This is a genomic window from Mucilaginibacter sp. FW306-07-L, from assembly GCF_058782065.1.
Window position 1 is genome coordinate 1,343,824 of record NZ_JBYSXI010000001.1, and the last position, 13,654, is coordinate 1,357,477.

The following is a 13,654-nucleotide window of genomic DNA, read 5'->3' on the forward strand; positions in this document are numbered from 1 at the left end:
CGGTGTAAACCCTTAAACCCTTTTTTTGTTATATTTGCGGCTTGCAAAGTTAATTTAGAATATAGAATAATAAAATATGGCGATCAAAATCACCGACGAATGCATTAATTGCGGGGCCTGCGAACCAGAATGCCCGAACAATGCCATTTATGATGCTGGTGCCGCCTGGCGTTTTTCTGATGGTACAGGTTTAAAAGGGCTTATCGACTTTGGCGATGGCAACACCCTTAATGCCGAAGAATCTCAGGCTGCATTATCTGATGATATATATTACATCGTACCCGATAAGTGTACAGAATGTGTTGGTTTTCATGACGAACCACAATGTGCCGCGGTTTGCCCGGTAGATTGTTGTGTGGACGATGAAGACATCCGCGAAACAGAAGAAGAACTGCTTGCCAAGAAAGATTGGCTGCACATGGGCGAGTAATTAAATCTTTATAGAATATTGAAAAGGAGCATTTTTGGTGCTCCTTTTTTGTTGCCGTCCTAATCATCCCCAAGAGGGAGGCATGAAATAAGAAAGCTTGTCATTTCGACGAAGGAGAAATCTATCGTTTTGCAATGAACGCGGGCAGATTTCTCCTCCGTCGAAATGACAAAAGGGAAAAATAAACAAACTACGTCATTGCGAGGTACGAAGCAATCACTTTAAGCTGATCACACCGGAATGTCCTAAGAGATTGCTTCGTACCTCGCAATGACGCGATGGAAAGTAAGCGGTCAAAAAAACTTATAGCACAAACCGAAAATACCCAATCCTACCGGCATCAGTAATGCCCGGATTAGTACAAGCCTTGTAAAAGCATAACCTTTCACCGGGCAGGACGTAGCCGGCGATTTATTCGCTTGTTTGTTTTTTATTGGTTCTCATGAGATCGCTGACGCTAAGTCTTGTTCTTTTGATCGCTCAAAAGAAATTTAGGACAGGAAAATCTATAAATCCATCTCCATCTTCACATCAGCCCGTTTATACGGCGAATCACCTACCGGGATATCCTTAAAACCAAATTTGCGGTACACCGCAAGGGCAGGGGCAAGCTTGCTATTTGAGCCCAGCCACAGGCGTTTAGCACCCAGGCTACGAGCTGTATCTACAATCGAGGTCATGAGGGTTTGGCCTATTTTGCGGCCCTGGTATTTAGGGCTTACACCCATTTTGGCAATTTCGTACTCCAGGTAACCTGTTTTTATCAGGGCGCAGGTGCCTGCTATATCGCCATCAACCTCGGCAAAAATGATGCGGCCGCCGTTATTTAAAATATGTTCCGGATGATCTAACTGCTCCAGGTCATGCGCCTCAACGGTGAAATAGGTATTGATCCACTCCACGTTAAGCGATTTAAAATGCGGCGCAAGTTCGGGCGTGTAATCCAGCACCTTTACATCAGTAGTGCCCGAGTAGCTAAACATCTCCTTAAAACGCTGGTAGTAGTTTTTCTCGGCCAACTGAGCTTCTGTTTCAATAAGTGCTTGCAATAAGTTGTGTTTTTGACTGCCAAATAATGATTTATTCAAACTGATTATTTTCGCCCATACATTTTCAAATTTCACCAACGAACTCTTTCCTTTTTCAGATAAACGCAGGTTACGCTTACGGCTGTCGGTTTTTGATTTTACCGATTCAATGTAACCCAAGGCTTCAAGCTCTTTGGCCAAATGGATCACGCCCGGATGGCTCAGTGCCAGTTCTTCAGAAATTTCTGTAATACCAATTTCTTCGCGGCGACTGATCAAGTAGTACAAGGCAAAGTATTTAGGTTCAAATGTTAATCCTTCATCTTTATAAATCTGCTCAACACTCTGAGCAAATACATCATACAAACGCTTCATGCGTGCGCCAACAGCAAGTTCTTGCAAGTCATCAATTATCGACATGGTAATTTATGTAAGTACTTACGTATTTAGTTACGTAAGTACTTACAAATATATTATTTGTTATTGAATGTTTACATTTGGCGCAAATATTTTTTAAATGGAATACGGTATTTGCAACATGGCCATAGCGCCGCTAAAGGCTGAACCATCTGAGCGTAGCGAGATAAAAACACAGGTTTTATTTGGTGAGGCATTTGAGATATTGGAACGGCAGGAGCATTGGATAAAGATCACCACCGCGTACGAAAATTATACCGGCTGGATAGGCAAGCTGTTGTTTACCAGCTTGAATGAGGCTGACTATAACCAGATACAACAAACACCGCCGGCTACTACAACTTCGGCGGTTACCTGGGCGTTTAAAAAGCCGGAGATGGCGTTATTGTATTTACCCTTTGGCTGTTCACTGCCATTTTTAGAGGGTGATGAATGCCGTGTGGGGGATGATCATTATGCCGTGCCCGAAATGGATGATGAGCTGGAAGATTCGCTTATTGAAACCGCCATGCAGTTTTTAAATGCGCCTTATTTATGGGGAGGCCGAACGCATTTCGGTATCGACTGCTCGGGGTTAACGCAGGCCGTATTCAAACTGCACGGTATCAAAATAGACCGTGATGCTTCGCAGCAAGCGGTACAGGGCGAATTGGTTGCCAATATTGAGGATGCAAAAGAGGGCGACCTGGCATTTTTTGCCAATGCCGAGGGCCGTATTACTCACGTAGGCATCTTATTGGGAGACGGACAAATTATCCATGCATCCGGAAGGGTGAAAATTGAACAGATTGACGAAAAAGGCATTTACTCTGAAGAACAGGGTAAATACACACACCAGTTAGCGGTAATCAAAAGATATTTTTAGGCGAAGGTTATCTGCCATATTAGCACCGCTTTATCATCACTTACCGAGATCAGGTTATCGCCGTTCCATACCAGTTTGTTTATGGATAGCACATGCGAGGGCAGGCCTTTTTCGCGGCTGATAATTTTGCGGAGCTTAAAGTTTTGCGCATCCCATATTTTGATGCTCTTATCCATACTGGCCGTGGCAAAGTAGGGGCGTGTTGGGTGAAAGGCAATGTTATTAATAGCGAATAAATGTGCCGGTATATTTTGCAGCAGGCTATAGCTGTTGGTATCCCAAACCTTTAATTGCGCATCGCGCGAGCCGGTAAGCAGGTAGGTGCCGTCGGGTGAATATTGGGCTGAAAAAACGGCCATGGTATGCTCATGTAAAGAGGTAATAAAGCCGTAATCCTCCATGTCATATATCTTTACGCTGTTATCGCGGCAGCCAAAAGCTATATGTTTTTTTTGAGGGGATATGGCGATGCAGCGTATAGTATCGGTAGATATCTGTATGGTGTGCAGGTGCCCGAGCGAATCCAAACTCCAAACCGTTACAGAGCCATCTTCGCTTGCCACTAACAGTTCTTTCTTGGAGATAATTGCCTTAACATCGAACACCGGCTTGGTATGATGCTTTAGCAGTTTGATGATCTTCTGCTGTATAAAATCGAACACAACCACATCACCCGTGCGCAAACCCACAAACATATAGGGGTAACCTTCCGGACAATGTATGGCATAAACCGAAGCAGGCACCGGGAACATCACCTTAATAAAGGTATTATCCTTCAGGCTCCATTCAACTACACCCTTATCATTACCGCCGGTAAACAATATCCCCGGCTTTTGCGACAGCTCTGCCGTAAATATAGGGTTGCCATGCCCTGTAAGTTCCGCTATTTTTTGTGCTTCGATCATGCGTTAGTCAATAGTTGATAGTCAATAGTCCATGGTTTTAGAAAGTCAACGGTCGATAGACCATAGTCCATAATATCATTAAATTAACTTTGGTTAATGATTTAAATGCCTATTCTATCGACCATGGACTATCGACTATGGTCTATTTATGCCTCTCCTCTAAATTTTTAGCAATAGTTTGCAGGCTGATGCCTTTTTCGCGCAGCAGTACTAACAGGTGAAAAACCAGGTCTGATGATTCATTGATCAGGTCATGCTCGGTTTCATTAAGCGCTGCTATTACCGTTTCAACCGCTTCTTCACCAACCTTTTGACTTATTTTATTTAAACCTTTTCTTTGTAGCTTATTTACGTATGAACCTTCTTTTGGATTGGTATAACGATCATCAATAATACGCTCCAACTCATTGATAAAGTTGTGATTGTATTCTGTTTGGAAACAGCTACGTGCCCCGGTGTGGCAGGTAGGACCATCGGCCTTAACCTTTATCAGTAGGGTATCGTTATCGCAATCAATATCAATGCTTTTTACATGCAAATAGTTTCCGCTTGTTTCGCCCTTTTTCCAAAGACGGTTTTTTGAGCGGGAGAAAAAGGTTACTACATTTTCCTGAATGGTTTTGTCGTAGGCCTCTTTGTCCATGTAGCCGAGCATCAGTACCTCAAGGGTTTGCTCGTCCTGTATAATAACCGGCACCAGGCCGTCGCTTTTATCGAAATCAATATTCATTATATATGCTTTTTAGGTAGGGGATGGTGAGCTGTTTATGGCTGTTAAACCGTCCGCACTTCAATGCTGTTTTGTTGTAAAGTTTTTTTAAGGTCAGGTATCAATATTTCGCCGTAGTGGAAAACGGATGCGGCCAGGGCGGCATCTACGTTGGTCTTTTCAAATACATCCACAAAATGCTGTACCGAGCCCGCGCCGCCCGATGCTATTACGGGGATATGCACGGCATCGTTAACGGTTTTAAGCAAGCCGTTATCAAACCCGGCTTTGGTACCGTCATGATCCATTGAGGTAAGCAATATCTCACCAGCACCGCGGCTTTCGGCTTCTAATATCCACTCCAGCGTTTCGCGTTCCGTAGGTAAGCGGCCACCGTTCAGGTGTACAATATTTTTATCGCCGATGCTGCGCGTGTCAACCGCGATCACCACAAACTGTACCCCGAAGGCTTTAGCCAGTTCGTCTATCAGCGACGGGTTACGTACCGCTGCCGAGTTGATGGAAATCTTGTCGGCACCCGCGTTCAGCAGGGCATCGGCATCGGCTATCTCATTGATGCCGCCGCCGATAGTAAAGGGTATATTAATTTGCCGGGCTACCGATTTTACCAGCTCAACCATGGTTTTACGGCGTTCAACCGTAGCCGTTATATCGAGGAATACCAGTTCATCAGCACCCTGGTTAGAGTAGTTCCAGGCCAGCTCCACGGGGTCGCCGGCATCACGCAGGTCAACAAAGTTTACACCTTTGACCGTGCGCCCGTCCTTAACGTCAAGGCAGGGGATAATTCGTTTTGACAGCATCTTATTAAAGCGTCATTGCGAGGAACGAAGCAATCTCTTTAAGCATAGTTATGAGATTGCTTCGTTCCTCGCAATGACGGTGGGTTTTTATATTAGATAGATATTAACGCGTCCAAATTCCAGTTCTTTACATCCTCTATGGAGATATGCCCTTCGTAAATGGCTTTGCCAACCACGCATGATTCTACCTTGATATGGCTCAGCTTTTCGATATCCTGCATGGAGCTTACACCGCCGGAAGCGATCAGTTTGATGAAGGGTGAGTGATCCAGCAGTTTTTCATACAGTTCAATACCGGCACCGCCCAGTTTTCCGTCCTTATTGATATCTGTACATAAAAAGCGGAAGAAGCCCAGCGCCAGGCACTTATCTACGTAATCCATTAGTTTGATGGGTGAGCTTTCCATCCAGCCGGAGTATTTGATCACTTCATCCAGTACGTCGATGGCGATAACCACCTGGTCCGAGCATTTGTAATCGCCGCAGATAGATTTGCTCAAATCAACCAGGAATGTAGGATTAGTAAGCGCTTGTGTACCTACAATAACGCGGTGCACACCGGCATCAATTAATTCTTTTACCTTTTCAATGCTTCGTACGCCGCCGCCATATTGTATTTTCATGTCCGTTTTGCGGATCACGTTGAAAAGGTATTCCTGGTTAGAGAAATCGTTTTTAGCGCCGTTGAGGTCTATCACGTGTATAAAGTTGGTGCCGTTTGACTGGTAGCGCTCGATCATCTCTTCTAAGGATACATCATACTCTGTAACCTGTTTGTAATCACCTTCGCGAAGGCGCACTACTTTTTTGTCCAGAATATCAATAGCGGGAATAATATACATGCCTTTAAATTTTTGAAAAGTTAGTTAAGAGGGTTTCACCATACGTGCCTGATTTTTCGGGGTGAAACTGTACTCCGTAAAAATTGTCAAGCCAAATTGATGCCGAAAATTTGTTATTATAAGTGGTTGACGACAAAGTGTATGCACCATTGTATTCAATAAAATATGAATGTACAAAGTAAAAGTGCGAACCTTGCGGAATATTTGCAAAAAGTTTATTCTCCCTTTCGGGGTAAACGCGGTTCCAGCCGGTGTGCGGAACCTTGTATTCGGCGCTGTCAGCAAAGCGCATAGTTTTAACCGGTACGAGGTTTAACAGGTTAGCATCACCCTCTTCAGAATGCTCGGTTAACAACTGCATACCTACGCAAATGCCTAAAACCGGTTTGGTGAGCGAGCATATTTTAGGTACCAGGCCGGTGTTTTGTAATTTTTGCATAGCGGCACCTGCATGGCCTACACCCGGAATAATGTAACGATCGTACTGTTCAAAATCAGCTTCATTATGTATCATTCCGTAGGCAATGCCCAGCCTATCTAAAGCCGCAGTAAGCGAAAATATATTGCCGGCCCCGTATCTGATAATTCCGATCATCTTAGTTTTTTAATAGATTCAAGAGTTAAGAGTCAGGAATTAAGATTTCTCAGGTTTAGATTAATAAGTCTTAATTCCTGAATCTAAATATCCTGCTTCTTTTACAATACTCCCTTAGTGCTTGGTAAAACCATCTTATCTACATCGCGCTTTACGGCCATTTTAATGGCTTTGGCAAACGCTTTAAATATAGCTTCAATTTTGTGATGCTCGTTAATACCCTCGGCTTTTATGTTCAGATTGCATTTAGCGGCATCACTGAATGATTTAAAGAAATGGTAAAACATTTCGGTAGGTACATCGCCCACCTTTTCGCGTTTAAAATCGGCATCCCAAACAATCCAGTTGCGGCCGCCAAAATCAATGGCCGCCTGCGCCAGGCAGTCATCCATCGGGAGGCAAAAACCATAACGCTCAATCCCTTTTTTATTGCCTAATGCTTTAGCAAAAACCTCGCCGAGGGCAATACCGGTATCCTCAATAGTGTGATGCTCGTCAATATGCAGGTCGCCTTTGGCAACTACTTCCAGGTCAACACTGCCATGGCGGGCTATCTGATCCAGCATGTGGTCAAAAAAATGCAGACCGGTTGAAATCTTGCCTTCGCCGGTGCCGTCAAGATTAAGTTTGATATAGATATCGGTTTCCTTGGTAGTGCGGCGGTGTTCAACCACGCGCTGGCCCAGTTTCAGGTACTCGTATATTTCTTTCCAGTCGGTAGTTTCTATGGCGATGCTTTCTTTTATACTTTCAGGCCATTTATCGGTATCAAACTCAGCCCCACCTAAATTGGTATCGTTATTTAACCAGATGGCTTTAGCGCCCAGGTTTTTAGCCAATAACACATCGTTCTTACGATCACCGATTACAAAAGAGCCTTTTAGATCGTATTCCGCTGTATTAAGATATTGGGTTAATAAAGCCGTGCCCGGTTTGCGGGTTGGTGCATTATCGCGGGCAAAGGTGCGGTCAATAAATATGGCATCAAAGGTTACTCCTTCGTTCTCAAACGTTTTTAAAATAAAATCATGCACCGGGTAAAAGTTGGCTTCAGGGTGTGATGATGTACCCAAACCATCCTGGTTGGTTACCATAACCAGCTCAAAACCCAGTCCGGCTATTTTAGGCAGCCATTGCAGCGCGCCCGGAAAAAACTCCAGTTTGGCAAACGAGTCGATCTGTTCATCGGCAGGTTCTTTGATCAGGGTGCCGTCGCGGTCAATAAAAAGTACTTTTTTAAGGCTCATTTATAGTTTTGTAAAGCGTTGATCAATGTTTCATTTTCGGCAGGTGTACCGATGGTTATGCGCAGGCAGCCCTCGCAAAGTTCCACTTTTGAGCGGTCGCGGATGACGATGCCCTGCTGCACCAGGTAGTTATAGATATCCCCTGCACCGGTGGTTTTAACCAGAATAAAATTAGCATCAGACGGATAGATATCCAATACAAAATCAAATGATTTTAATTGAAGTACAAGTTTATCCCGTTGTGTTAAAGTTTCTTTAATCCAGTTGTTTACGGTGTCAATATTATTTAATGCTTCTAATGCCAACTGTTGCGATGCCTCGTTAACGTTGTAAGGTGGCTTAACCTTATTCATTACCTCGATTATCTCCTCGCTGGCAAAGGCCATACCCACACGCAGCCCTGCCAAGCCCCATGCTTTTGATAGCGTTTGCAGCACCACCAGGTTGGCGTATTCTGTCAATTCCTGTATAAATGTTTTTTGGCGACTAAAATTGATGTACGCCTCATCAACAACCACCAAGCCATTAAAATTGGTCAGTAACGTTTCCACATCCTCGCGGTTAATGGAGTTGCCGGTAGGATTGTTGGGTGAGCAGATAAAGATCATTTTGGTATGCTCGTCAATTGCTTCGGCAATACCTTCCAGGTTTAGCTGATAATCTTCGGTGAGCAACACCTTGCGGGTTTGCACATCATTAATGTTGGCTGATACCTCGTACATGCCATAAGTAGGTGGTACCAGGATCACGTTATCAACCCCCGGATTACAAAAGCTGCGGAACAGCACATCAATAGCCTCATCGCTGCCGTTACCCAAAAATATATTGCGTGGCGGCACGCCTTTGATCTCGCTCAGGCGCTTTTTAACCTTGTATTGTAACGGATCGGGATAACGGTTATAGGCAGTATCCAGCGGAGAGCCAAAAGCATTCTCATTAGCGTCCAGGTATACGCTGGCTTCACCCTTAAACTCATCACGTGCGGACGAATAAGGTACCAGCTTTTTTATGTTAGGACGAAGTATTTTATTTATGTCGAACATGGTTATTATTGTTTTGTCCCGTCATTGCGAAGTAACCCCTCCTAAATCCTCCCCAAAGGGAGGACTTCATATTATATTTTACAGCCCCCCCTTTGAGAAGGTTGGTTGGGTTAAGTACCGCAACGACGTATGGTTTATTATATTATTGTTTATCTGCATATCTTACACTCACCGCATTCGCGTGTGCATGCAGGCCTTCTAACTCAGCCAGCGTTTGTACTGCCGGACCAATGGTTTGCAAACCATTAGCAGTGATATGCTGAAAGGTGATCTTCTTAACAAAAGAATCAACTGAAACCCCCGAATAAGCTTTGGCATAGCTACTTGTGGGCAGCGTATGGTTAGTGCCCGATGCATAATCACCCGCGCTTTCGGGTGTTAAGTTGCCTAAAAACACAGAGCCCGCGTTTATAATGCTGCCGGTAATTTCTTGCCATTTTTCAGTTGCTAAAATCAAGTGTTCCGGCGCGTATTGGTTGCTGAAGTTCATGGCTTCGCCAAGGGTACGGGTAACTACGATATAGGATTGGTTAATAGCCTCGCGGGCTATAACACCTCTGGGTAAAATGCCCATTTGTTTTTCCACTTCGTTAGATGCTTCCGCGGCTATTTCATGAGAGGTACAAACCAATATGGCCTGGCTATCGATACCATGCTCGGCCTGCGCCAAAAGATCGGCCGCGATGAATTTCGGGTTGGCCGTTTTATCAGCGATCACCAAAACCTCCGATGGCCCGGCGGGCATATCTATAGCTGTTGTGGTAGTTGATTGTATGATGGTTTTAGCCTTGGTAACGAACTGGTTCCCCGGGCCAAAAATCTTATCAACCTTTGTTATGCTTTCTGTACCGTAAGCCATAGCCGCGATAGCCTGCGAGCCACCTGCCAGGAAAATCCTGTCGATACCCAGCATCAATGCCACATGAGCAATAAAGGCGTTCACTTTACCATTTTTTTGCGGCGGCGAGCATACAATGATCTCATGGCAGCCGGCAATTTTAGCGGGTATGCCCAGCATCAAAAAAGTACTCGGCAATACGGCAGATCCACCGGGAATATATAAACCCACTTTCTCAATCGGCCTCAATTCGCGCCAACAGGTAACGCCGGGCATGGTTTCCACCTTGTCCTCAGTTTTTAACTGTGTTTGGTGAAATTTGTAGATATTTTGATAAGCCATCTCCAGTGCTGCTTTTTGTTCTGGCGATACTGTGGCGGCTATTTCCTCCAGTTCCTGCTTATCAAGGTATAGTTTATCAAGTTCTACCTTGTCAAAGCGGTTGGCGTAGTCAAGCAGGGCACGGTCGCCATGCTGCTGAACATTGGCAATAACCTCCTCAACAACCGCGCGGATCTCGTTAGCCGGGTCAACATTGCGTTGTACCAGTTGGGCTATATCCTGTTTGCTTAAATCTGAATAGTTGTAAGTTTTCATTCCCCCAAACCCCCTGAAGGGGCATTACGTCCTAAAATATTAAATACGCCGCATCCTGTTTTACTCCCCCTTTAGGGGGGCAGGGGGCTCAAATTATTATCTTCTCTATCGGCAATACCACTATGCCCTGGGCACCGGCCTGTTTAAGCTGGCTTATACGATCCCAAAAATCGCGTTCGGGTATTACGGTGTGTACGGCCACCCAGTCGCTTTCGGCAAGCGCTACTACCGACGGGCTTTTTACACCGGGTAATAACGCCGTAATGGCATCCAGGTTTGCTTTTGGGGCGTTCAGCACCACATACTTGGTTTCCTTGGCGCGCAGTACTGATTGTACACGCTGGATCAGCTCCTGTATCAGGTCGCTGTTCTCTTCACCTTTACGACCGATTAATACCGCCTCGCTGCTCATTACATCGGCAAAAGCTTTAAGGCCGTTGCTTTTTAAGGTGCCGCCGGTTGATACAAGGTCGCAGATGGCATCACTCAAACCTAAGCCTGGAGAAATTTCAACCGAACCGGAGATGGTACGTATATCTGCCTCGATATTGTTGTTTTGCAGATATTTGTTTAAAATAACAGGGTAGGTGGTAGCAATGGCCTTGCCGTTTAAGGCTGCCAGGCTGCCGATATCGCTGTTATTTGGGATGGCTATTTTAAGTGAGCATTTGCCAAAGCCCAGGCGTTGCAGGTATGCTACCTCAACCTCGGTTTCTTCGATCACGTTTTCGCCTACAATACCCAAATCGGCAATGCCATCCTGTACGTATTCGGGGATATCGTCATCACGTAAAAAGAGTATCTCTAAAGGGAAATTTGATACCGGTGATATTAATGAACTTTTATAATTCTCAAAGTTGAGGCCACAGTTTTTAAGCAGCTCAACAGACTTTTCATTTAGCCGACCCGATTTTTGGATCGCTATTTTTAGTGTTTTCACAAAATAAAATTAAGAGTAAATAAATAAACGGGGGTGCTGTTATTTCACGTAGAAACATACATTATCTAATATCGCCATGGTGGCGATGGTGCAGATGCAGATGATGTAGTTTGTAGCCGTTCATTTTTTAATATATAGTATTACTATAGATTTTGAAGTGCTGCAAATATATACAGTAGATCATGAAATCAAAATTATATGTGAATTTTTATGAAAATGAAAAAGCCCTTCCGGGTGTGAAAGGACTTTAGGTATTTTTTGCGAGACGACTATTTAAAATGATTTATAGATTACTTCGCTGCTCCAAGTTGAATCGGCCTTAACATTCATATTTCCGGTAGTTGTGCCGGTTCCGCCAAACAGGTTGCCATTTATTACGGTAATTTTATTTACTTTAAATTTTATCTTACTTATAATTTTTGAGGCGAATATTTTATTATTACCATCTATAGCCGAAACAGTAACGTTTGCTTCGTCATTAGGGTCGGGTAAAAAGTTCATAGATAATTTAAGATTGGTTTTATCAATGTCTGCGGCTTTTATAGAATAGCTTATGCCTTGAAAAAATTTAGGCTCGGTTAATATGGGTTTACCTATACTGGGTGAAAATCTATGAGGTACAGAATCAATGGTTACAGAGATACGCTTTGTTTTCGCAGGAATGGCATCCAATATATTAACCTGTAGCTGAGTGGTTACCCTATCAAGTGTAACTGTTTGCACAATATCACTATTGTTAACGCTGAAGGTTGTTTTTTTATAAAAAGTTTCCTGGAAATTTCGAATGTTTACTGCGGAATATGTTTCATAATAAGCTAATGATGAAGTGCTCAGATTGGTCTCTGATATTATCATGTTGTTGAAGTAGTTGGTATCGCAACCTGCTATAACAGCAGTGTAACTACCAACTGGTAGTACCAGTGTTAGCTTATTTTGAGAAGCTATTGCTTTTCTATAAAACTTTCCTTGCGCGTCATAAATTAATAGCCTTGCTGTACGCGCAATAGTGTCAGTAGCTGCACCGGTTAGCGCATTCGTTTTTTGTATCGGCTCAAAAACTTGTGTAAATCCCTTTAAGCTGAATGATACAGTATACTCTTTTTGTGATGATGGCTGTTCAGTTTTACCGCTTTTTTTGCATGATAAAAATGCGCAGGCCAATAATAGTATGATGATGATATTCTTTTTCATGATAATTGAGTTGCAATGTCTGGTGGTTGTTTTATTTAAAAATCAATAACATCCGTATCCGGATCCCAATCGGTATTGTATGAGACCTGAAAATTAGATTTCGGGCTTTTGAATAATTCACCTGACAAAACTGTGCGGGTATTAGGTTTACAGATAACGTCTTTAACCGTCACGTCTAACAAAATGTCGCCAGTTTTTGATGTGCATTTAATTTTTACACTAAAGGGTGCAATGGTGTTCATCACCTGGGTTCGCGTAAAATAATTTACCTTGCCAATATCAGCGGGTAGAAAATCTATGTATCTGGTAGCAGGATAGGAGTTATCTGAAACAGGTACCCCGCCTTTTATAGAAAATTGATAATCGTTGGACACAATTACGGATAAATACTTCGCATCTGGGGGAATGGAATCTAATATAGTTAATTGTAGTTGGCCTACAACACGTTCCAGGTTTACATCCTGCGTAATTGCCGACGATGACGGCGTAACCGTTAGCGTGAATTTTTTATAGAACACATCGCGGCCCTCAGCAGTCATTCTAAATTCAGTTGTTTTAGGTGTACCATACGCTGCCCAAATTACTATGGTATACTCACCAGCCGAAAAGGTGTCGGTAATTTTACCAAAGCTTTGTTCATAACTGTTTTGAATAAGCGTTGTAATTTGCTTGCCTGTACTATCATACACGTAATATTGCAGGCGGGTGGCTACATCTTTGAGATCGCCAACGGCAAGTGTTTTTAAACCAGCGTTGTTTGCCGGTTGCATGTTAGCTCCTACATTAAAATTGACGGTATAAATTTTACCTGTAGTGTCCGGTTGTTGCGGATCAGGCTTTGAGGGGCTCTTGCCGTCTTTTTTGCATGACGCGAAAAGCAGGATGAGCAAGGAAAAAATTAAATAAACCTTTTTCATAGTTGATAAATTAAAATGATTTATTGATCACGGTTGAGTTCCAGGTGGTATCAGCCTTAACATGGGTACCCGAGTTGTTGCCGGAGCTGGTTCCGCCAAACAAGTTGCCTCTAAGCAGGGTAATTTGATTTGGATTAAGAGTAACATTAGTAATTACTTTTTGGGCAAGTAATTGCTGTTTGTTATATGCCCTTATAGTAACTGTATGGTTGCTGTTTGGGGGCACAAGCATATCAAAATCATAAGTTGCATTGCCTACTTGCCCT

At 43.5% G+C, this 13,654-nt stretch carries 15 protein-coding genes; 2 read left to right on the forward strand and 13 right to left on the reverse strand.

The genetic code is table 11. The features are described from left to right. Positions 1–76 precede the first annotated feature (76 nt). The gene (locus AC3WJC_RS06070; protein ID WP_492398176.1) at positions 77–430 is read left to right on the forward strand and encodes a 4Fe-4S dicluster domain-containing protein; all 354 of its coding nucleotides are present in this window, start codon (positions 77–79) and stop codon (positions 428–430) included. 506 nt (positions 431–936) lie between these two features. Here the strand turns inward: AC3WJC_RS06070 and AC3WJC_RS06075 are convergent. Continuing rightward, positions 937–1,878 carry a bifunctional helix-turn-helix transcriptional regulator/GNAT family N-acetyltransferase gene (locus tag AC3WJC_RS06075; RefSeq protein WP_492398177.1) on the reverse strand — a complete coding sequence of 314 codons (942 nt, stop codon included), beginning with the start codon at positions 1,876–1,878 and terminating at the stop codon, positions 937–939. A gap of 97 nt (positions 1,879–1,975) precedes the next feature. Here AC3WJC_RS06075 and AC3WJC_RS06080 point away from each other — a divergent pair, with 97 nt between their 5' ends. After that, positions 1,976–2,740 (forward strand): C40 family peptidase, encoded by a 765-nt coding sequence (locus AC3WJC_RS06080; protein ID WP_492398178.1) that lies wholly within the window; start codon positions 1,976–1,978, stop codon positions 2,738–2,740. On the opposite strand, the gene AC3WJC_RS06085 is transcribed toward AC3WJC_RS06080, so the two are convergent. The 12 genes from AC3WJC_RS06085 to AC3WJC_RS06140 all read right to left on the reverse strand — a co-directional run bounded on the left by AC3WJC_RS06085 (position 2,737) and on the right by AC3WJC_RS06140 (position 13,620). Then, positions 2,737–3,645, reverse strand: a complete 909-nt coding sequence (locus AC3WJC_RS06085) for a WD40 repeat domain-containing protein (RefSeq protein WP_492398179.1) — start codon at positions 3,643–3,645, stop codon at positions 2,737–2,739. The genes AC3WJC_RS06080 and AC3WJC_RS06085 overlap by 4 nt on opposite strands. A 142-nt stretch (positions 3,646–3,787) precedes the next feature. Beyond that, on the reverse strand, positions 3,788–4,375 hold the full coding sequence (hisIE, locus tag AC3WJC_RS06090) for a bifunctional phosphoribosyl-AMP cyclohydrolase/phosphoribosyl-ATP diphosphatase HisIE (protein WP_492398180.1): 588 nt from the start codon (positions 4,373–4,375) through the stop codon (positions 3,788–3,790). Positions 4,376–4,419: 44 nt separating this feature from the next. Beyond that, complete coding sequence (gene hisF, locus AC3WJC_RS06095) at positions 4,420–5,178, reverse strand: imidazole glycerol phosphate synthase subunit HisF (RefSeq protein ID WP_492398181.1); 759 nt, start codon at positions 5,176–5,178, stop codon at positions 4,420–4,422. 92 nt (positions 5,179–5,270) lie between these two features. Beyond that, entirely contained in the window at positions 5,271–6,020 is a 750-nt protein-coding gene (locus AC3WJC_RS06100; protein ID WP_492398182.1) for a 1-(5-phosphoribosyl)-5-[(5-phosphoribosylamino)methylideneamino]imidazole-4-carboxamide isomerase, read from the reverse strand. 4 nt (positions 6,021–6,024) lie between these two features. Continuing rightward, a complete protein-coding gene (hisH, locus tag AC3WJC_RS06105; protein ID WP_492398183.1) occupies positions 6,025–6,615 on the reverse strand; it encodes an imidazole glycerol phosphate synthase subunit HisH in 591 nt (196 codons plus the stop codon). Between the two features lie 101 nt (positions 6,616–6,716). Continuing rightward, complete coding sequence (gene hisB / locus AC3WJC_RS06110; protein ID WP_492398184.1) at positions 6,717–7,862, reverse strand: bifunctional histidinol-phosphatase/imidazoleglycerol-phosphate dehydratase HisB; 1,146 nt, start codon at positions 7,860–7,862, stop codon at positions 6,717–6,719. Then, positions 7,859–8,905, reverse strand: coding sequence for a histidinol-phosphate transaminase (gene hisC / locus AC3WJC_RS06115; protein WP_492398185.1), 1,047 nt, complete (start codon positions 8,903–8,905; stop codon positions 7,859–7,861). Before hisC ends, hisB begins: the two co-directional genes overlap by 4 nt. A 142-nt stretch (positions 8,906–9,047) precedes the next feature. Then, complete coding sequence (gene hisD / locus AC3WJC_RS06120; protein ID WP_492398186.1) at positions 9,048–10,340, reverse strand: histidinol dehydrogenase; 1,293 nt, start codon at positions 10,338–10,340, stop codon at positions 9,048–9,050. 88 nt (positions 10,341–10,428) lie between these two features. Continuing rightward, on the reverse strand, positions 10,429–11,280 hold the full coding sequence (hisG, locus tag AC3WJC_RS06125; RefSeq protein ID WP_492398187.1) for an ATP phosphoribosyltransferase: 852 nt from the start codon (positions 11,278–11,280) through the stop codon (positions 10,429–10,431). A 273-nt stretch (positions 11,281–11,553) separates the two neighbouring features. After that, positions 11,554–12,471, reverse strand: coding sequence for a FimB/Mfa2 family fimbrial subunit (locus AC3WJC_RS06130; protein ID WP_492398188.1), 918 nt, complete (start codon positions 12,469–12,471; stop codon positions 11,554–11,556). A gap of 35 nt (positions 12,472–12,506) precedes the next feature. Further along, positions 12,507–13,388: a FimB/Mfa2 family fimbrial subunit gene (locus tag AC3WJC_RS06135; protein ID WP_492398189.1), complete on the reverse strand. Its 882-nt coding sequence runs from the start codon at positions 13,386–13,388 to the stop codon at positions 12,507–12,509. Positions 13,389–13,398: 10 nt separating this feature from the next. Further along, complete coding sequence (locus AC3WJC_RS06140) at positions 13,399–13,620, reverse strand: hypothetical protein (RefSeq protein ID WP_492398190.1); 222 nt, start codon at positions 13,618–13,620, stop codon at positions 13,399–13,401. Positions 13,621–13,654: the final 34 nt, after the last annotated feature.

Excerpts from the sequence above, each read along its gene's own strand:
- AC3WJC_RS06070 (WP_492398176.1), top strand. The coding sequence starts at position 77 with ATGGCGATCAAAATCACCGACGAATGCATTAATTGCGGGGCCTGCGAA.
- AC3WJC_RS06075 (WP_492398177.1), bottom strand. The coding sequence starts at position 1,878 with ATGTCGATAATTGATGACTTGCAAGAACTTGCTGTTGGCGCACGCATG.
- AC3WJC_RS06080 (WP_492398178.1), top strand. The coding sequence starts at position 1,976 with ATGGAATACGGTATTTGCAACATGGCCATAGCGCCGCTAAAGGCTGAA.
- AC3WJC_RS06085 (WP_492398179.1), bottom strand. The coding sequence starts at position 3,645 with ATGATCGAAGCACAAAAAATAGCGGAACTTACAGGGCATGGCAACCCT.
- hisIE (WP_492398180.1), bottom strand. The coding sequence starts at position 4,375 with ATGAATATTGATTTCGATAAAAGCGACGGCCTGGTGCCGGTTATTATA.
- hisF (WP_492398181.1), bottom strand. The coding sequence starts at position 5,178 with ATGCTGTCAAAACGAATTATCCCCTGCCTTGACGTTAAGGACGGGCGC.
- AC3WJC_RS06100 (WP_492398182.1), bottom strand. The coding sequence starts at position 6,020 with ATGTATATTATTCCCGCTATTGATATTCTGGACAAAAAAGTAGTGCGC.
- hisH (WP_492398183.1), bottom strand. The coding sequence starts at position 6,615 with ATGATCGGAATTATCAGATACGGGGCCGGCAATATATTTTCGCTTACT.
- hisB (WP_492398184.1), bottom strand. The coding sequence starts at position 7,862 with ATGAGCCTTAAAAAAGTACTTTTTATTGACCGCGACGGCACCCTGATC.
- hisC (WP_492398185.1), bottom strand. The coding sequence starts at position 8,905 with ATGTTCGACATAAATAAAATACTTCGTCCTAACATAAAAAAGCTGGTA.
- hisD (WP_492398186.1), bottom strand. The coding sequence starts at position 10,340 with ATGAAAACTTACAACTATTCAGATTTAAGCAAACAGGATATAGCCCAA.
- AC3WJC_RS06130 (WP_492398188.1), bottom strand. The coding sequence starts at position 12,471 with ATGAAAAAGAATATCATCATCATACTATTATTGGCCTGCGCATTTTTA.
- AC3WJC_RS06135 (WP_492398189.1), bottom strand. The coding sequence starts at position 13,388 with ATGAAAAAGGTTTATTTAATTTTTTCCTTGCTCATCCTGCTTTTCGCG.
- AC3WJC_RS06140 (WP_492398190.1), bottom strand. The coding sequence starts at position 13,620 with ATGCTTGTGCCCCCAAACAGCAACCATACAGTTACTATAAGGGCATAT.